The organism is Streptomyces sp. NPDC053665 (assembly GCF_055585285.1).
This window is the reverse complement of the sequence record NZ_JBVJKK010000001.1, coordinates 865,732-884,009: the sequence shown is the minus strand read 5'-3', so window position 1 is coordinate 884,009 and position 18,278 is coordinate 865,732. Positions and strand designations below refer to the sequence as shown.

The 18,278-nt window shown below is 73.1% G+C and carries 17 protein-coding genes and 1 pseudogene; 12 read left to right on the top strand and 6 right to left on the bottom strand.

All coding sequences use genetic code 11. The annotated features are described in order from the left end of the window. The 5 genes from ACZ6ZN_RS03820 to ACZ6ZN_RS03800 all read left to right on the top strand — a co-directional run bounded on the left by ACZ6ZN_RS03820 (position 1) and on the right by ACZ6ZN_RS03800 (position 5,906). Positions 1–990, top strand: coding sequence for a carbohydrate ABC transporter permease (locus ACZ6ZN_RS03820; protein ID WP_398109386.1), 990 nt, complete (start codon positions 1–3; stop codon positions 988–990). A gap of 8 nt (positions 991–998) precedes the next feature. Further along, on the top strand, positions 999–1,838 hold the full coding sequence (locus ACZ6ZN_RS03815; protein ID WP_333934407.1) for a carbohydrate ABC transporter permease: 840 nt from the start codon (positions 999–1,001) through the stop codon (positions 1,836–1,838). Between the two features lie 29 nt (positions 1,839–1,867). After that, entirely contained in the window at positions 1,868–3,226 is a 1,359-nt protein-coding gene (locus tag ACZ6ZN_RS03810) for a GH1 family beta-glucosidase (protein ID WP_451879520.1), read from the top strand. Between the two features lie 125 nt (positions 3,227–3,351). Further along, positions 3,352–5,229, top strand: a complete 1,878-nt coding sequence (locus ACZ6ZN_RS03805; RefSeq protein WP_469642834.1) for a discoidin domain-containing protein — start codon at positions 3,352–3,354, stop codon at positions 5,227–5,229. Between the two features lie 134 nt (positions 5,230–5,363). Next, entirely contained in the window at positions 5,364–5,906 is a 543-nt protein-coding gene (locus ACZ6ZN_RS03800; RefSeq protein ID WP_469642832.1) for a hypothetical protein, read from the top strand. An 8-nt stretch (positions 5,907–5,914) separates the two neighbouring features. On the opposite strand, the gene ACZ6ZN_RS03795 is transcribed toward ACZ6ZN_RS03800, so the two are convergent. Both ACZ6ZN_RS03795 and ACZ6ZN_RS03790 read right to left on the bottom strand, forming a co-directional pair. Then, entirely contained in the window at positions 5,915–6,874 is a 960-nt protein-coding gene (locus ACZ6ZN_RS03795) for an ATP-binding protein (RefSeq protein ID WP_469642830.1), read from the bottom strand. Positions 6,875–6,971: 97 nt separating this feature from the next. After that, the gene (locus ACZ6ZN_RS03790) at positions 6,972–7,748 is read right to left on the bottom strand and encodes a CDP-alcohol phosphatidyltransferase family protein (RefSeq protein ID WP_469642828.1); all 777 of its coding nucleotides are present in this window, start codon (positions 7,746–7,748) and stop codon (positions 6,972–6,974) included. Positions 7,749–7,856: 108 nt separating this feature from the next. Here ACZ6ZN_RS03790 and ACZ6ZN_RS03785 point away from each other — a divergent pair, with 108 nt between their 5' ends. The 5 genes and pseudogenes from ACZ6ZN_RS03785 to ACZ6ZN_RS03765 all read left to right on the top strand — a co-directional run. Continuing rightward, the gene (locus tag ACZ6ZN_RS03785) at positions 7,857–8,870 is read left to right on the top strand and encodes a zinc-dependent alcohol dehydrogenase (protein WP_469642826.1); all 1,014 of its coding nucleotides are present in this window, start codon (positions 7,857–7,859) and stop codon (positions 8,868–8,870) included. A gap of 115 nt (positions 8,871–8,985) precedes the next feature. Then, positions 8,986–9,384, top strand: coding sequence for a 6-pyruvoyl trahydropterin synthase family protein (locus ACZ6ZN_RS03780; protein ID WP_384859740.1), 399 nt, complete (start codon positions 8,986–8,988; stop codon positions 9,382–9,384). Continuing rightward, positions 9,381–10,586, top strand: coding sequence for a glycosyltransferase family 4 protein (locus tag ACZ6ZN_RS03775; protein WP_451879526.1), 1,206 nt, complete (start codon positions 9,381–9,383; stop codon positions 10,584–10,586). Before ACZ6ZN_RS03780 ends, ACZ6ZN_RS03775 begins: the two co-directional genes overlap by 4 nt. A gap of 71 nt (positions 10,587–10,657) precedes the next feature. After that, on the top strand, positions 10,658–11,659 hold the full coding sequence (locus ACZ6ZN_RS03770; protein WP_469642824.1) for a class I SAM-dependent methyltransferase: 1,002 nt from the start codon (positions 10,658–10,660) through the stop codon (positions 11,657–11,659). Continuing rightward, positions 11,656–12,561 (top strand): annotated as a pseudogene (locus ACZ6ZN_RS03765) (lysylphosphatidylglycerol synthase transmembrane domain-containing protein); the annotation flags it as partial. The gene ACZ6ZN_RS03770 and the pseudogene ACZ6ZN_RS03765, both read left to right, overlap by 4 nt. A gap of 158 nt (positions 12,562–12,719) precedes the next feature. Here the strand turns inward: ACZ6ZN_RS03765 and ACZ6ZN_RS03760 are convergent. Further along, positions 12,720–13,448, bottom strand: coding sequence for a creatininase family protein (locus ACZ6ZN_RS03760; RefSeq protein ID WP_469642822.1), 729 nt, complete (start codon positions 13,446–13,448; stop codon positions 12,720–12,722). 41 nt (positions 13,449–13,489) lie between these two features. On the opposite strand from ACZ6ZN_RS03760, the gene ribA reads away from it, so the two are divergent. Together ribA and ACZ6ZN_RS03750 are read left to right on the top strand one after the other, a co-directional pair. Then, positions 13,490–14,149 carry a GTP cyclohydrolase II gene (gene ribA / locus ACZ6ZN_RS03755; protein WP_451879528.1) on the top strand — a complete coding sequence of 220 codons (660 nt, stop codon included), beginning with the start codon at positions 13,490–13,492 and terminating at the stop codon, positions 14,147–14,149. 150 nt (positions 14,150–14,299) lie between these two features. Further along, the gene (locus tag ACZ6ZN_RS03750) at positions 14,300–15,349 is read left to right on the top strand and encodes a saccharopine dehydrogenase (protein ID WP_469642820.1); all 1,050 of its coding nucleotides are present in this window, start codon (positions 14,300–14,302) and stop codon (positions 15,347–15,349) included. A gap of 35 nt (positions 15,350–15,384) precedes the next feature. Here the strand turns inward: ACZ6ZN_RS03750 and ACZ6ZN_RS03745 are convergent, their stop codons facing one another. From ACZ6ZN_RS03745 to gnd, 3 genes are all read right to left on the bottom strand, one after another. After that, a complete protein-coding gene (locus tag ACZ6ZN_RS03745; protein ID WP_469642818.1) occupies positions 15,385–16,614 on the bottom strand; it encodes a serine hydrolase domain-containing protein in 1,230 nt (409 codons plus the stop codon). Between the two features lie 189 nt (positions 16,615–16,803). Next, on the bottom strand, positions 16,804–17,391 hold the full coding sequence (locus tag ACZ6ZN_RS03740; protein ID WP_398109374.1) for a histidine phosphatase family protein: 588 nt from the start codon (positions 17,389–17,391) through the stop codon (positions 16,804–16,806). Between the two features lie 2 nt (positions 17,392–17,393). Then, positions 17,394–18,278: a phosphogluconate dehydrogenase (NAD(+)-dependent, decarboxylating) gene (gnd, locus tag ACZ6ZN_RS03735; RefSeq protein WP_398109373.1), complete on the bottom strand. Its 885-nt coding sequence runs from the start codon at positions 18,276–18,278 to the stop codon at positions 17,394–17,396.

Here is an 18,278-nt window from a genome sequence, read left to right as displayed (position 1 = left end):
ATGACCACCACGGTTGAAGCCGGCACGCCGCCGGTCCGCAAGAGCCCGTCCGGAGCGGCGCGCGGCCCCCGCCGCCGCCCCGGACGGATCCACCGCGTCGGCCTGCCCTACCTGCTGCTCCTGCCCGCGCTGCTGCTCGAACTGCTCGTCCACCTGGTGCCGATGGTGATCGGCATCGTCATGAGCTTCAAGGAGCTCACCCAGTTCTACATCCGCGACTGGAGCACGGCCCCCTGGACGGCCCTCGACAACTACCAGGTGTCGGTGGACTTCGACGCCCCCGTCGGGGAGGCGCTGCTGCACTCCTTCCTCGTCACCGTCGCCTTCACCCTGCTGTCGGTGGGCCTGTGCTGGTTCATCGGCACCGCGGCAGCCATCTGCATGCAGGACACCTTCCGGGGCCGCGGCCTGCTGAGGGCCCTGTTCCTCATCCCGTACGCGCTGCCCGTCTACGCGGCCGTCATCACCTGGGTCTTCATGTTCCAGCACGACAACGGCCTGGTGAACCACGTCCTGCACGACCAGCTGGGCCTCACCGACAAGCCGTCGTTCTGGCTCATCGGGGACAACAGCTTCATCGCGCTGCTGGTCGTGTCGGTGTGGAAGGGCTGGCCGTTCGCCTTCCTCATCGTCATGGCCGGACTGCAGAACATCCCGCGCGAGCTGTACGAGGCGGCCGCCCTGGACGGCGCCGGCGTCTGGCAGCAGATCCGCCGGATCACCCTGCCGTCGCTGCGGCCCGTCAACCAGGTCCTGGTCCTGGTGCTGTTCCTGTGGACGTTCAACGACTTCAACACCCCGTACGTGCTGTTCGGCCGGACCGCCCCGGCGGCCGCCGACCTCATCTCGGTGCACATCTACCAGGCCTCGTTCGTCACCTGGAACTTCGGCACGGGCTCCGCCATGTCCGTCCTGCTGCTGCTGTTCCTGCTGGTGGTGACGGGCGCGTACCTGGCCCTGACCTCGCGCGGACGGAGGGCCGCCTCATGAGCTCCCCCCTGGCCCCGCCACGGTCCTTCCAGTGGTCCCGGCGGATCTTCCTCACCCTGCTGACGGGCTTCGTGCTCGTGCCCGTCTACGTCATGGTCTCCAGCTCGCTCAAGCCCCTGGCCGACGTCACCGGGAAGTTCCGCTGGCTGCCGAGCGAGCTGACGATCCGCCCCTACATCGACATCTGGTCGACGGTCCCGCTCGCGCGCTACTTCGTCAACTCCCTGGTCGTGGCGGGCGCGGCGACGGTCTGCTCGGTGGTCATCGCGGTCTTCTCGGCGTACGCCGTCAGCCGCTACGACTTCCGCGGCAAACGCGTCTTCACCGTCACCGTCCTGTCGACGCAGATGTTCCCGGGCATCCTCTTCCTGCTGCCCCTGTTCCTCATCTACGTCAACATCGGCAACGCCACCGGCATCGCCCTGTTCGGCTCCCGCGGCGGGCTCATCCTCACCTACCTCACGTTCTCGCTGCCGTTCTCGATCTGGATGCTGATCGGCTACTTCGACTCGGTCCCGCGCGACCTGGACGAGGCGGCCCTGGTCGACGGGTGCGGGCCGCTCGGCGCCCTGTTCCGGGTCGTCGTGCCGGCCGCGGTCCCCGGCATCGTCGCCGTCGCCGTCTACGCCTTCATGACCGCATGGGGCGAGGTCCTGTTCGCCTCGGTGATGACCAACGACACCACCCGCACCCTGGCGGTCGGCCTCCAGGGCTACTCCACCCTCAACGACGTGTACTGGAACCAGATCATGGCCGCCTCGCTGGTCGTCAGCGTGCCCGTGGTCGCGGGTTTCCTGCTGCTCCAGCGCTACCTCGTGGCCGGTCTGACGGCAGGTGCCGTCAAGTGACCGACTCGCCTGTTCTCGAAGGGACTTCCGTGACCATCGACCTCGCCGCACTCCCGCACGACTTCCTGTGGGGCACGGCCACCTCGGCGTACCAGATCGAGGGAGCCGTGGCGGAGGACGGCCGCTCGCCGTCGATCTGGGACACCTTCTCGCACACCCCCGGCAAGACCGCCGGGGGCGACCACGGCGACGTCGCCTGCGACCACTACCACCGCTGGCGCGAGGACATCGGCCTGATGCGCCGGCTCGGCGTGAACGCCTACCGCCTCTCGGTCGCCTGGCCCCGCGTCGTCCCCGGCGGCGACGGCCCCGTCAACGCCAAGGGCCTGGCCTTCTACGACGAGTTGATCGACGGGCTGCTGGAGGCCGGCATCACCCCGTCCGTCACCCTGTACCACTGGGACCTGCCGCAGGCGCTCCAGGACCGCGGCGGCTGGCCGGAGCGCGACACGGCCCACGCGTTCGCCGAATACGCCTCGGTCGTCGCCGAGCGGCTCGGCGACCGGGTCACCCACTGGGCGACCCTCAACGAACCGCTGTGCTCGGCGTGGATCGGCCACCTCGAGGGCAAGATGGCGCCCGGCTGGACGGATCTGACCGCCGCCGTGCGCGCCTCCTACCACCTGCTGCTCGGCCACGGCCTGGCCTCCCGGGCCATCCGTGCGGCGGTTCCGGGCGCCCAGGTCGGCATCGTCAACAACCTCTCCACCATCCACGCGGCCTCCGACCGCCCGGAGGACCTCGCCGCCGCCCGCCGCATGGACGGCCACACCAACCGCTGGTGGCTCGACCCGGTGCACGGCCGCGGTTTCCCGGAGGACATGCGCGAGGTCTACGGCGTCGAACTCCCGGAGCAGCCGGGCGACTCGGCGGTGATCGCGGCGCCGCTGGACTGGCTGGGCCTGAACTACTACTTCCCGCAGACCGTCGCCGACGACCCCGAGGGCCCGGCGCCCTTCGCCCGTGCCGTGCGCCGCGAGGGCGTCCCGCGCACCGGCATGGACTGGGAGATCGACGCGAGCGGCATCGAGACGCTGCTGCTGCGCCTCACCGAGGACTACGGGGCGCGCCGGCTGTACGTCACGGAGAACGGCTCGGCCTTCCCCGACGTCGTCCGCCCCGACGGCACCGTCGACGACCCCGAACGGCAGGACTACCTGCTGGGCCACCTCGCGGCCTGCGCCTCGGCCGCCCGCAAGGGCGCCCCGCTGGCCGGCTACTTCGCCTGGTCCCTGCTGGACAACTTCGAGTGGGCCTACGGCTACGAGAAGCGGTTCGGGCTGGTCCACGTCGACTACGCGACGCAGCGCCGCACGATCAAGGGCACGGGCCACCGGTACGCCGACGTGGTCCGCTCCCACCGGAATCAGGCGCGCAAGGCGGCCTGAACCACCGACGCCGGGGTGGGCGAGGAACGCGGGAGTCCACGCCCACCCCGGCTTCACCTCCCGCGACTGTCAGGTGCACGTCAGTACGCCCCTGTAGGCACGTCCCCCCACCGGAGGAGTCAGCCATGCCGTCCCGTACGCCCCGCACCCTCCTGACCGCCCTCGCCGCGCTGGCCCTGCTCTCCGCGGGCCCGGCCTTCGCGGCCCCCGCCCCGCCGTCCGCCGCCGCGGCCGCCGCCTGGGACACGGACCGCGCGGCCGCCGCGTACGCCGTGAACCCGGCCGCCGTCACGGCCTCCGGCAGCGAGAACCCCGACACCGCCCCGGGCCGCGCCTTCGACGGCAACGGCAGCACCCGCTGGTCCAGCGACTTCGCCGACAACGCCTGGATCCGCGTCGACCTCGGCTCCACGATCCGGGTCGACCGCGTCGTCCTGGACTGGGAGGCGGCCTACGGCAAGCGCTACGTCCTGGAGTCCTCCAGGAACGGCACCGACTGGACGCCCTTCTTCACCGAGACGGCCGGCACCGGCGGCTCGGTCACCGCGCACACCCACCCCCAGGAGGTCACCGCCCGCTACGTCCGCCTCCGCGGCGTGGAACGTGCCACCCCCTACGGCTACTCGCTGTGGTCCATGAAGATCTACGGCGGCGAACCGGCCCCCGCCTCCACGACCCGCACCAACCTCGCGCTCCACCACCCGGCGTACGCCAACTACCATCAGCACGCGGGCAACTCCCCGGCGTACGTCACGGACGGCGGCCGGCCCGCCGACCTCAAGGCCGACATCAGCCGCTGGTCGAGCGACTGGAACGCGGACCGCTGGGTCTCCGTCGACCTGGGCGCCACCTCCACCATCGACACGGTCGACCTCTACTGGGAGGCGGCCTACGCCGTCGACTACGAAGTCCAGGTCTCCGACGACAACCGCACCTGGCGCACGGTGTACCGCCCCTCGTCCGCCGAGGTCGCCACGCGCCGCGCCAACGTGAAGTCACCGGCGGAGGCGGTGGGCCTGCACGACTCGATCCGTCTGCCGCAACCCGTCACGGGCCGCTACGTCCGCATGCTCGGCAAGGAACGCCGCTCCTTCTTCAACCCCGCCCCCGCCACGGCCCAGTTCGGCTACTCGCTCTACGAGTTCGAGGTCTGGGGCACCGGCGGCAGCGCGACGGCCGCGTACCCGCCGCTGCCCGCCGAGCAGCCGGGCGCCTACCGCACCACGTTCTTCGACGACTTCACCACCTCCGGGCTCGACCGCTCCAAGTGGCGGGTGGTGCGCACCGGCACGGAGATGGGCCCGGTCAACGGCGAGGCGCAGGCGTACGTCGACTCACCGGACACCCTGCGCACCGAGAACGGCGCGCTGGTGCTGTCGGCCAAGTACTGCAAGGGCTGCACCCGGGCGGGCGGCGCCACCTACGACTTCACCTCCGGCCGCATCGACACCCACACCCGCTTCGACTTCACCTACGGCAAGGTCAGCGCCCGCATGAAACTCCCCGTCGGGGACGGTTTCTGGCCCGCGTTCTGGCTCCTGGGCAGCGACGTCGACGACCCCTCGGTCGGCTGGCCGTCCTCCGGCGAGACCGACATCATGGAGAACATCGGCTACGCGGACTGGACCAGCACCGCCCTGCACGGCCCCGGCTACTCGGCCGACGGCAACATCGGCGCCCGCCAGACGTACCCCGGGGGCGGCCGGGCGGACCAATGGCACACGTACGCGGTCGAGTGGACCCCCACGGCGATGCGCTTCTTCGTCGACGACCGCCTGGTCCAGGAGACGACCCGCAACAAGCTGGAGTCCACCCGCGGCCAGTGGGTCTTCGACCACCACCAGTACGTCATCCTCAACCTCGCCCTGGGCGGCGCGTATCCGGCCGGCTGGAACAAGGTCACGACCCCGTACTGGGGCCTGCCGCAGTCGAGCGTGGACCGGATCGCCGGTGGGGGAGTGCGGGCGGAGGTGGACTGGGTGCGGGTGGAGCAGAAGGGCTGACGCCCGCCGCCCCGCAGCGGCGACCACACGTTCGGGTGATGCGTCCCGGAGCGGGCACCCGCCCCCGCCGTCGGCCGTTCGTGCTGGTGAGGGGACTCGCCGTCCCCTCACCGGCACAGCGACGGGAGCACATCATGGGGCTGCACTTCCACCGGAACCCGGACGGCACGACGACCGGGCGCAACGAGGCGAACGGGTTCACCGTGACGCTGGCCGACGCCGAGGAGGTGAAGCGGCAGTTGTACGAGGACGCGGGGTGGGAGTACAGCCCGCCGCCGCCTCCGGCGCGCTCCGGGTTCCACCGGTTCACCCTGGTGCACGAGGAGTTCGGGGACGCGCCGAGCGGCGACGAGCGGTACGCGGGGCTGCGGGCGCGTCCACCCGAGGGCTGCGTCGCCGTGGACCGCGGGTGGTTCGCCCTGGAGTGTGAGCGGCCGGGCAGGACGCTCGTGGACGCGGTCGCCGGTACCGTCGCGGAGGTGCGCCGCGCGCACGGGCTGGTGATGAACAGCCTGGGCGTCGACAAGCCCCAGGAGTGGTGCGGCGCGGACCGCAAGGACGGACGTGCGGCCGAGATCGTCGCGCATCTGGTGCTGATGGCCGCCGGCCGTGCCCGGCTGCTCGGTTACCGGCGCAAGGACGTGGTCCGGCTCCTCGACGCCACCGGGATCGAGTAGCGCGGCTCTCAGTCCAGGGCCGCCGGGCCCGGGACGTACTCCGGGTCGACCTGGGCCGCCAGGTCCTCGCCCGTCCGTGCGTCCGCCCACGCGCGGACGTTGCGCAGGTGGAACTTCACCGCGTGGCGGTGCAGCCGGTCCCAGTCGCGGGTCTCGGCGTCGACCGCCTCGCGCAGGACGCGCAGGGCGTGGAGGTTGTGCGGTTCCAGGGAGGCCAGGGCGTCGGGGCCCGGTTCGGTGCGGCCCTGTTCCGCCGCGCGGACCCAGGGGGACTGCACGAGGTGCGTCAGCAGGTCGTCCCCGACCTGCTGCTTGAGGAAGAGCAGGTCGTCCTCGCAGGTCACCTTGTTGCCGACGACGGCGATGCGGATGCCGAACTGCTCGGCGTGGTCGCGGTACTGGCGGTAGACCGACACGCCCTTCCGGGTCGGTTCCGCCACCAGGAACGTGAGGTCGAAACGGGTGAACAGGCCGGACGCGAAGGCGTCGGCGCCGGCGGTCATGTCCACCACGACGTACTCGCCGGGGCCGTCCACCAGGTGGCTCAGGTACAGCTCCACCCCGCCGAGCTTGGAGTGGTAGCAGGCCACGCCGAGGTCCGCGTCGTCGAACTCGCCCGTGACCATGAGGGGGACGCCACCGGCCCGGCCCACGTGGCGGGCGTGCAGGGCGTCGTCGCCGAGCGGGCGCAGGAGGCGGGAGCCGCGGCCCGGCGGGGTCGTCTTGATCATCGCCTCGGCGGACGGGATGCGCGGGTTGCTGCCGCGCAGCAGGTCCTTGATGTCGGTCAGGTGCGCGCCGAGGGGCGGGGCCGCCACCTCCTCGCCGCCGAGCGCCTCGGCCAGGTGCTGGTTGATGTCGCCGTCGATGGCGAGGACCGGGGCACCGGAGCGCGCCAGATGGCGGGAGAAGAGCGCCGACAGCGTGGTCTTGCCGCTGCCGCCCTTGCCGACGAACGCGACCCTCACGACCGTTCCACCTTTTTGAAAATGGATGTCATGTCGACAGATTTAGGGAGTGGGGGACCGTGCTGTCAAATCGCTTGGGCCGTTCGGGAGGTGGCGCTCAGCCCGCGACCAGTTCCGGGACCGGGCGCGGTGCCGGCGAGTGCCCGGGTCGCGCAGTCGTGGCGTGCTGCCTGCGGTACAGCCACAGCACGTCCCGCCCGAACGACCAAACGAGCAGAGCCAGGGCCAGCGCGGCCACCGCGACGTTCGCGGCGTACGGCAGCAGTCCGGCGCCCGCCAGCAGCAGGAGCACCCCCTGCAACGCGGCGACCGTCTTGCGTGCGGTGCTCGGAGGAAGGGCCGCCGTCAGCCAGGGCCAGACCCGGGCGGCGGCGACGAAGACGTACCGCATGCCGCCGATCAGCAGCACCCACGGGCCGAGCCGCGTCGACACGTACACGCTCAGCACCAGGATGAGGAAGGCGTCCACCTCCATGTCGAAGCGCGCGCCCAGCGGGGTCGAGGTGCCGGTGCGGCGGGCCACCTTGCCGTCGACACCGTCCAGGACCAGCGCCACCGCGGTCAGGCCGACGAACAGCGCCACGGGCGGCGCACTCCGGAAGGAGTCCGCCACCAGGGCGGTGACGCCGCCGACGAGGGTGGCCCGGCCGAGGGTGACCCGGTTCGCCGCGCCGAAGCTGCGCAGACCCGACCGGTGCAGCGCCCGCGAGAGCACCGCCCAGGTGGCGAACGCGAACGCGAGGCCGCTCAGCCAGCCCGCCGGGCCCATCCCGATCGCCGTGCCGATCAGGGCCAGCAGCAGCACCTGCACACCCGCCCCCAGGGCGGTCTCCTGCTGGACGAGCCTCGCGTCGTACGTGTTGTTCAGGGCCACCGAACACCCTCCGGCCGTGTGACAGAGTCGATCAAGGCCGCTACCTTGTGCGCGGCCCGTGCACCCCTCGGTACGCACGCCGGTTGCCGATCGTTCAGGAGGACTTCGATGAAGCAGACGGGACGCGCGTTCTGGATCGACGCGCCCGGGCGGGGCGTCGTCCGGGACGTCGAGGTGCCCGCGCCGGGCACGGACGAGGTGCTGGTCCGGGCGCTGTACTCCGGGGTCAGCCGCGGCACCGAGACGCTCGTCTTCCGCGGCGGCGTGCCCGCCGGGCAGCACACGGCCATGCGGGCGCCGTTCCAGGAGGGCGACTTCCCGGGGCCGGTCAAGTACGGCTACCTCAGCGTCGGCGTGGTCGAGGAGGGGCCCGCGTCGCTCGCCGGCCGGACGGTGTTCTGCCTCTTCCCGCACCAGAGCCGGTACGTCGTGCCGGCGAGCGCCGTGACGCCCGTGCCCGACGGGGTGCCCGCCGAACGGGCCGTGCTCGCGGGGACGGTGGAGACCGCGGTGAACGCCCTGTGGGACGCGGCGCCCCTGCTCGGCGACCGGATCGCGGTGGTCGGCGGCGGCATGGTCGGCTGCTCGGTCGCCGCCCTGCTCGGGCGGTTCCCCGGCGTGCGCGTTCAGCTGGTCGACGCCGACCCGTCCCGCGCCGGCATCGCCGAGGCGCTGGGTGTCGGCTTCGCGGCCCCGCAGGACGCCCTCGGCGACTGCGATCTGGTGGTGCACGCCAGCGCGACCGAGCAGGGCCTGGCCCGCTCCCTGGAACTCCTCGCCGCCGAGGGCACCGTCGTCGAGCTGAGCTGGTACGGCGACCGGACCGTGAGCCTGCCGCTGGGCGAGGGCTTCCACTCGCGGCGCCTGACCATCCGCTCCAGCCAGGTCGGCACCGTCTCCCCGGCCCGCCCCGGCCGCACCTACGCCGACCGTCTGGCCCTCGCACTCGACCTGCTCGCCGACCCGGCCCTGGACGCCCTGATCACCGGGGAGTCGGCCTTCGAGGACCTGCCAGACGTGCTGCCGAAGCTGGCCTCGGGCGAGATCCCGGCGCTGTGCCACCGCATCCGTTACGGCACGGGCGACGGAAGTGCAGGACGTCACCACCACACCGGCGCCTGACCTTGCAAAAAGACGTAGCGGAGACTGAACGGGGGAAGGGAAGGAGCCGTACTACACGGCATCCCCGGCAGCCATCAGCGGGGGAGCAGACGCGCCGCACCTGGAGGGTCGTCCGTTGTTCAGCATCACCGTCCGCGATCACATCATGATCGCCCACAGCTTCCGCGGCGAGGTCTTCGGACCGGCGCAGCGCCTGCACGGGGCCACGTTCCTCGTCGACGCCACGTTCCGGCGCGAACAGCTGGACGAGGACAACATCGTCGTCGACATCGGGCTCGCCACCCAGGAACTCGGAGCGGTCGTCAGCGAGCTGAACTACCGCAATCTCGACAACGAACCGGACTTCGCCGGGGTCAACACCTCCACGGAGTTCCTCGCCAAGGTCATCGCCGACCGGCTCGCCGAGCGGATCCACAAGGGGGCCCTGGGCGAGGGCGCCAAGGGCATCGCCGGCCTCGCGGTCACCCTGCACGAGTCGCACATCGCCTGGGCGAGTTACGAGCGTGCGCTGTGACCGACACGACCGTCGAACGGCCCGGGCAGAGCGGGCCGGCGCCCGCGCGGCTGAATTATGTTCCCGTGCAGCACGCCCCCCTGAAGAACGCCGAGATCATCCCCATGTCCCTGCGCACCGTGCACTTCGTGCTGCCGGGCGGTGTCGACGACCCCGCGGCGCCCAGCGGCGGCAACGCCTACGACCGCCGGGTCTGCCTCGACCTGCCCGGATTCGGCTGGCAGGCGACCAAGCACGCGGTCGCCGGTGAGTGGCCCCGGCCCGGGGCCGAGGCCCGTACGGAACTGGCCCGCACGCTGGCCGCGTTGCCCGACGGGGCCGTCGTCCTGCTCGACGGGCTCGTGGCCTGCGGGGTGCCGGAGATCGTCGTGCCGGAGACGGAGCGCCTGCGCATGGCCGTCCTCGTCCACCTGCCGCTCGGCGACGAGACCGGTCTCGACCCGGTCGTGGCCGCGGAACTGGACGCCCGGGAGCGGACCGTGCTGCGGGCGGTGCCCGCGGTGGTCGCCACCAGCGACTGGGCCGTCCGCCGGCTCGTCGCGCACCACGGACTGCCCCCCGAGCGGGTGCACGTCGCGGCCCCCGGTGCCGACATCGCGCCGCTCGCACCCGGCACCGACGGGGTGTCCCGGCTGCTGTGCGTGGCCGCCGTGACCCCGCGCAAGGGCCAGCACCGGCTGGTGGAGGCCCTGGCCGCGGTGGCCGACCTGCCGTGGAGCTGCGTGTGCGTCGGCGGGCTGAACCAGGACCCGGAGTACGTCGCACATCTGCGGTCCCTGATCGCCCGCCACGGGCTGGAGGACCGGCTGGAGCTGGCCGGGCCGAGGACCGGCGCCGCACTCGACGCGAGTTACGCCACCGCCGACCTGATGGTCCTCACCTCCTACGCGGAGACGTACGGCATGGCCGTGACCGAGGCCCTGGCCCGGGGCATCCCCGTGCTGGCGACGGACGTGGGCGGGCTGCCGGAGGCGGTCGGCCGCGCTCCCGACGGCGGGGTGCCCGGCATCCTGGTGCCGCCGGAGAACCCCGCCGCGATCGCCGCCGAACTGCGCGGCTGGTTCGGCGAGGTGGACGTACGGCGCCGGCTCAAGGCCGCGGCCCGCAGCCGCCGCGCCGCCCTCGGCGGCTGGGCGACCACCGCACAGAGCCTGGCGGCCGTACTGCACCGGCTGCCGACCGAGCCCCGGAGGGCCGCATGACGAACCCGGCGACGACCCGGAACAACGGGACGATACCGGCGCGGCCGGGACCCAGGGAGGCGGTCGAAGCGATGGACGACGAGGGCGCGGGCGGCGAAGGCCCCGCGCGGGCGGAGGCCGGTCACGGCCCTCTGCCCGCCGCCCCCCGGACGGCCCCCGGCGGGGTGATCCCCGGCGCCGGCCCCAGCGGCAGGCCGGGCTCGCGGCCCACGGTGAAGCTGCGCGAGGCCGACCCCGACGACCCGCCGCGCTACGCGCCGGAGTGGCTGCAGTTGCGCGAACCGGCCGACGAAGCGGCACGGGCGCAGGATCTGCTCGGCCCGCTGCAGACCCGGCTCGCCGACACGCCCGGCGGGCCCGGCGGGGCCGTCGTCCACGACCTGGGCTGCGGCACCGGCTCGATGGGCCGCTGGCTCGCGCCCCGCCTCGACGGTGCGCAGCACTGGATCCTGCACGACCGCGACCCCTACCTGCTGCACTTCGCCGCCGTGGCCTCCCCGCGCTCGGCCGCCGACGGCAGCCGGGTCTCGGTGGAGACGCGGCGCGGCGACGTCGCCCGCCTCACCCCGGACGCCCTCCAGGGGGCGTCCCTGGTCACCGCGTCCGCCCTGCTCGACGTCCTCACGCGCGAGGAGATCGAAACGCTCGCCGCCGCGTGTGCCGGAGCGGGGTGCCCCGCCCTGCTGACCCTGTCCGTCGCCGGACGTGTGGAGCTGACGCCGGCGCATCCGCTGGACCAGGAGATCGCGCAGGCGTTCAACGACCACCAGCGCCGGGACGGCCTGCTCGGTCCCGACGCGGTGACGGCGGCGGCCGAGGCGTTCTCCGAGCACGGCGCGACCGTCCGGCTGCATCCGAGCCCCTGGCGGCTCGGGCCGGAGCAGGCCGCGCTCACCGAGCAGTGGCTTCGGGGCTGGGTCGGCGCAGCCGTCGAGGAACGGCCCGGGCTGAAGGCGCGGGCCGACGCGTATCTGGCCGACCGGCTGGAGGCGTGCGCCGCGGGCGAGTTGAGCGTCACCGTCCACCACACCGACCTCCTGGCCCTGTGCCCTCCGGTGGGCGGAGCGTCATGACCGCACCGGCCCCGGGAGTACGCGCGGTGCCGTCGGGCGGGGCCGCTGCGGTGGCGCGGCCCCTCCGTGCCGCCCTGGCGCGTCTGGCCTCGCCCAGGGTCCGTACGCACCTCGGCACCGCCGCGGGCGTCGCCATCCTCGGCGTGCTGTTCTGGCGCCTGGGCACCGGGGTCTTCCTGGACGGTCTGCGGCGGATCGACGCCGGGGCCGTGGTGCTCGCGCTCGGCATCGGGCTCGTCACCACCGTGTGCAGCGCCTGGCGGTGGACGGCCGTGGCCCGGGGGCTGCGGATCCGGCTGCCGTTCGGGACGGCCGTGGCCGACTACTACCGGGCGCTGTTCCTGAACGCCGCCCTGCCCGGCGGCATCCTGGGCGACGTGCACCGGGCCGTGCGGCACGGGCAGAGCGAGGGCGACGTACGGCGGGGTGTGAAGGCCGTCGTCCTGGAGCGGGCGGCCGGACAGGTCGCCCTGTTCGCCGCCGGGGCCGTGGTGCTGCTGACCATGCCGTCCCCGGTCCTGGCCGAGGCCCGGCACACGGCCCCGCTCGCGGGCCTGGCCGCCCTCGGCGCGCTCGCCGTCGTGCTGGCCCTGCGCATGAACCGCGCGGGGTCCCCGCGCCGGGGCGGAAGGATGCGGGCGACACTCGCCGGGGCCCGGGACGGGCTGCTGTCCCGGCGCAACGGGCCCGCGGTGGTCGTCTCCTCCGTGGTGGTGCTGGCGGGTCACGTCGCCATGTTCGTCCTCGCCGCCCGCGTCGCCGGGACCGCCGCCTCCGTGGCCGTCCTGCTGCCCCTCGCCGTCCTCGCCCTGCTGGCGATGGGCCTGCCGCTGAACGTCGGCGGCTGGGGCCCGCGGGAGGGCGTCACCGCCTGGGCGTTCGGCGCCGCCGGCCTGGGTGCCGGCCGGGGGCTCGCCGTCGCGGTGGTCTACGGGGTGCTGAGCCTCGTGGCGAGCCTGCCCGGCGTCGTCGTGCTCGTCGGCCGCTGGTGCGCGGGACTGCGCGCCGGGTCCCGGTCCGCCGCGGCGGACCCGGTGCCCGGTCGCGTCCCGGCGGCCGGCTACGCGTCGGAGGTCATCATCGAGAAATACGTCCCGAAGGATTCCGCCAGGCTCGCCAGGAGTTCCTTCCCCTTTTCCGCCGAACCCAGTGAAGGCCGCCCGATGACACCGGAATCGGTATAGCCGGACATGCCGAGGGTGAGGAGATGGCGACGGTCGTCAGCGACGAAATCGGAAGTCTCATATCCGGGTCGGAGCATTTCGGGATGAGCGTGCAGCAGGACGGACGTCTCGATTTCCCCCGCGTGCATGTCGGTCAGCAGCGAGGTGACCACGCCCGCCCGCCGGCGCGCCGCCTCCCAGTCCTCCGCGGCCGGGAAGAGGGCCATCCGCTCCCCGCGGGCGGAGGCCTCCTGGACGACGTTGCCCAGCACGTAGTTGCCGCCGTGCCCGTTGACCACCACCAGGGCCTCGACCCCGGAGCGGCGCAGCGAGGCCGCGATGTCCCGCACCACCGAGTGGAGGGTCACCGCCGAGATGCTCACCGTCCCCGGCCAGGCCGCGTGCTCGTGCGAGCAGGAGATCGTCACCGGAGGAAGGAGGTGCACCGGGTACGCGCCGGCTATCTCCCGCGCGACGGCACAGGCGACGAGGGTGTCGGTCGCCAGCGGGAGGTACGGACCGTGCTGCTCGAAGCTCCCCACGGGAAGCACCGCGACCTGCCGTGAGACACCGGCTCCCCGCATCCGTACGTCTTCCGTGGTGTCCGCCGGCACCAGATCACTCATCACGTCACGGCCTTTCGTCTCTGCTTAGGAACTCGAGAATCATGACAGAAAAAATGGGCGTACTCGGCAAGAAGTCCCCGCAGCGGACCGGCGTGGAACGCGTCGTGAATGCCCCCCTGCCCACCGTCTACGGGAAATTCCAGGCCGTCGGCTATCTCGACCACGACCGCGGGGACGAACAGGTGGCCCTCGTCCACGGTGAGATAGGCACGGACGGTGTCCTGGTCCGTCTGCATTCGGAATGCCTGACCGGTGACGCGTTCGGCTCCCAGCACTGCGAGTGCGGCGACCAGCTGGACGCGGCCCTGCGCGCGGTCGCCGCGGAGGGCGCCGGGGTCGTGGTCTACCTCCGAGGGCACGAGGGCCGGGGCATCGGCCTGCTCGCCAAGCTCCGCGCCATGGCCCTGCAGGCGGAGGGCCTGGACACGGTGGAGGCCAACCTCGCCCTCGGTCTGCCGGTCGACGCCCGCGACTACGGGGTGGCCGCCCGCATCCTCGACGACCTGGGCGTGCGCTCGGTCCGGCTGATGTCCAACAACCCGCGCAAGCGGGAGGCACTGGTCGACCACGGCATCGCGGTCGCCGAGCAGGTGCCGCTGCTGATCCCGCCGTGCGAGAGCAACATCACCTACCTGCGCACCAAGCGGGAACGGCTGGACCACCACCTGCCCCACCTGGACGCGGTGGTCAGCTCCTCCTGACCGGCCGGACGGGCGGGGCCCGGGCACGCCGGGCAACCCGGTTCGATCCGCACGCGACCGGCGGCCCGGCCGCGTACGCTTCGTGGACGTCCGCCCCTTGAGCGCCGGCCTCGCCGCGGCCGGCACCTCACGTCCGGAGGCCCACCCGGTATGACCGAGCTCCACCTGTGGCTGCGCCACGAGGCCCGCACGACCGAGCGACGCACACCGATCGTTCCCGACGACGCCCGGCGGCTCGTCGGGAACGGTGCGGCACTGACCGTCGAGGAGTCCCCGCAGCGCGTCTTCCCGATCGAGGACTACGCGGCGGCCGGCTGCCGGGTGGCACCCGCCGGCTCCTGGGTGTCGGCGCCCCCGGACGCCGTCGTGCTCGGACTGAAGGAACTGCCCGACGAGCCGGCCGAGCTGACCCACCGGCACGTCTTCTTCGGTCACGCCTACAAGGGTCAGCCCCAGGCGGCCGGGCTGCTGCGCCGCTTCACCGCCGGGGGCGGGGCGCTGTACGACCTGGAGTACCTGGTCGACGACACCGGGCGGCGCCTGGCGGCCTTCGGCTTCTGGGCCGGGTACCTGGGGGCCGCCCTGGCCGTCCTGCAGCACCGGGGGCGGCTGCGGGCGCCGCTGACGCCCACGACGAAGAAGGAACTCGACGAGAGGCTGGAACCCGCTGCCGGCGACGAGGAGTTCACCGCACTGGTCGTCGGTGCGCTCGGGCGCAGCGGACGCGGTGCCCGCCTGGCCTTCGCGGCGGCCGGCACCGACCCCACCTGCTGGGACCTGGCCGAGACCCGGGACCTGGACCGCCCGGCGCTGCTCCGGCACGACGTGATGGTGAACGCGGTGCTCGCCACCACCCCCGTCCCGCCCTTCGTCCGCGAGCAGGACCTCGACGACCCCGGCCGGCGCCTGCGCACGCTGTGCGACGTGACCTGCGACGTCGGCTCACCGCTGAACGTCCTGCCGGTCTACGACGAGACCACCGACTGGGACGCGCCCGCCCGCCGGCTGCGCGACACCCCGCCGCTGGACCTCATCGCCATCGACAACCTGCCCTCGCTGCTGCCGCTGGAGTCCAGCACCGACTTCTCGGCGGCTCTCCTGCCCCTCCTGCTCGACTTCGGCGTGTCCGGGCCATGGGGGCGCTGCCTGGACCGCTTCCGCGAGGCCGTGCGCGCGCACGGCCTCGACCGGGAGGAGTGACACGGGCACCCGGCGGACGGGCGGCCGCCGGCGGTTCAGTCCGCCAGGGCCTCGTGGACGAGCCGCCTGAGGTCCTGGAAGACCGTGTGCGAGGTCCTGGGCCGCACCTGGGACATGAACTGCACCGTAAGGTCGCGCCCCGGGTCGACCCAGAAGGTCGTCGTGGCCACCCCGCTCCAGCCGTAGGCACCGGGCCCGGACGGGACCCGGGTGCGGGCGGGGTCGATCACCACGGAGCAGTTGAAGCCGAAGCCCATGCCGTCGTTGCCCGGTTCGTCGTGGGCGGGGCGGCTGCCGAAGGCACGCAGGTCGGCGCCGCCGGGCAGGTGGTTGCGCGTCATCAGGCCCACCGTCGCCGGGGCCAGGAGGCGCACACCGTCCACCTCGCCCCGGCGGCGCAGCAGTTCCATGAAGCGGTGGTAGTCGTACGCCGTGCACACCATGCCGCCGCTGCCGGAGAGGAAGCGGGGCCGGCCGCGCAACGGCAGTCCGGGGGCCGGTTCGATGCCGCCGCCCTCCTTCTCCCCGTACATCTCGCACAGCCGGGGGGCCTGCTCGTCCGTGACGTGGAAGCCCGCGTCGGTCATCCCGAGGGGGCCGAAGATCCGCTCGGCGCAGAACGCGTCGAGCGGCTGCCCGGAGACCACCTCGACGACCCGCCCCAGGACGTTGGCGGCCACGGAGTAGTTCCACTGGGTGCCGGGCTCGAACTGCAGCGGCAGGCTCGCGTACACCTCGATCGTCTCGGCCAGGTCGGCCCCCGGCGGCACCGACGACTCCAGACCCGCCGCGCGGTACAGGGCGTCGACGGGGTGGGCGTGGTAGAAGCCGAAGGTCAGGCCCGCCGTGTGGGTCAGCAGGTGCCGGATGCGGATCGGGCCGTCGGCCGGGTGGGTCGTGACGTCGGGGCCGGATCCGCCGACGTACACCCGGGGGTTCGCGAAGGCCGGCAGGTGGGTGGCGACCGGGTCGTCCAGGGAGAGCCGGCCCTCCTCCACGAGCAGCAGCACGGCGACCGCGGTGACCGGCTTGGTCATCGAGTAGACGCGCCACAGCGTGTCCGGCTCGACGGGGAGCCCGGCCGCGATGTCGCGCAGGCCGTGGGTGGTCAGGTGGGCGACGCGCCCGCCGCGGGCCACGGACAGCAGGAAGCCCGGCAGACGTCCCGCGTCCACGAAGCGGGCGAGGTGCTTGTCCAGCCGGTCCAGGGCCCGCGGATCCAGCCCCGCCGCCTCCGGTCCGACCTCTTGCCGCAGCTGTGCCATCGCTCCTCCTCCGTCGCGTCCGTCGAGGTCGGAACCGGCCTACCCAGCTCGGGCGGGCTTTTCTCCCTCACGGCCCCGGGACCGGGCACCGTCCTGGGCGCCGGCCGATCGGTGGGGGCGAAGGGGCCTGCCCGGTCCCGACGAAGGGCGTCTCGCCGGAGGCGGTGGTGCGCCTCCGGCGAGAGGGGGTCACGGCCGGGTGTTCCACTCCGCGACGACCGGACGGCCGTGCTCCGTCGACAGCCGGCACACCGTGCCCGTCTCCAGCCGGAACAGCCGGCCCTCCGCCGGGGGCAGGCCCAGCCGGCGGGCGGTCAGCACGCGCAGGAAGTGGCCGTGCGCCACCAGCAGCACGTCGCCGCCCGGCAGCGCGTCCGTCACCCGGGACAGCACCCGGTCGGCGCGGGCGCCGACCTCCTGCGGGGACTCGCCCGGCTCGCCGTCGGGCCCGGGCGGGCCGCCGTCGGTCCACAGATCCCAGCCGGGGCGGGTGCGGTGGATGTCCTCGGTGGTGACGCCCTCGTAGGCGCCGTAGTACCACTCGTGCAGGTCCGCGTCCCGCTCCGCCCCGGTCACCCCCGCCAGCTCGGCGGTGCGCACGGCACGGCCGAGCGGGCTGGTGAGGACCAGGGCGAAGGAGCGGTCCGCCAGCAGCGGCGCCAGCGACGCCGCCTGCTTCTCACCGCGCGGGGTGAGAGGCAGGTCGGTGAAGCTGGTGTGCTGTCCGCTCCGGCTCCACTCCGTCTCGCCGTGGCGGACCAGCAGCAGATCGCCCACGCCTACGCCTTCTTCGCGGACTCGACGGCATGCCCGCCGAACTGGTTGCGCAGCGCCGCGATCATCTTCATCTGCGGCGAGTCGTCCTGCCGCGAGGCGAACCGGGAGAACAGCGAGGCGGTGATGGCGGGCAGCGGGACGGAGTTGTCGATCGCCGCCTCCACGGTCCAGCGGCCCTCGCCGGAGTCCTGGGCGTAGCCGCGCAGGTTCTCCAGGTGCTCGTCCTCGTCGAGGGCGTTGACCGCGAGGTCCAGCAGCCAGGAGCGGATGACGGTGCCCTCCTGCCAGGACCGGAACACCTCGCGGACGTTGTCCACCGAGTCCACGGCCTCCAGCAGCTCCCAGCCCTCGGCGTAGGCCTGCATCATGGCGTACTCGATGCCGTTGTGGACCATCTTGGCGAAGTGCCCGGCGCCCACCCGGCCGGCGTGGACGTAGCCGTAGGGGCCCTCCGGCTTGAGCGCGTCGAAGATCGGCTGCAGCCGGTCGACGGTCTCCTTCTCGCCGCCGACCATCAGCGCGTAGCCGTTCTTCAGGCCCCACACGCCGCCCGAGACACCCGCGTCGACGAAGCCGATGCCGCGTTTGCCCAGCTCCTCGGCGTGCCTCTCGTCGTCCGTCCAGCGGGAGTTGCCGCCGTCGACCACCGTGTCGTACGGCTTGAGCAGGCCCGCCAGCTGGTCGATGACGTGCTGGGTGGCACCGCCGGCCGGGACCATGACCCAGACGGTCCGGGGCGCCTCCAGCGCGTTGACCAGTTCGGCCAGGCCGGCGACGTCGGACTTCTCGGGGTCGGTGTCGTAGCCGACGACCGTGTGGCCGGCGTTGCGCAGGCGCTCGCGCATGTTGCCGCCCATCTTGCCGAGACCCACAAGACCGATCTGCAT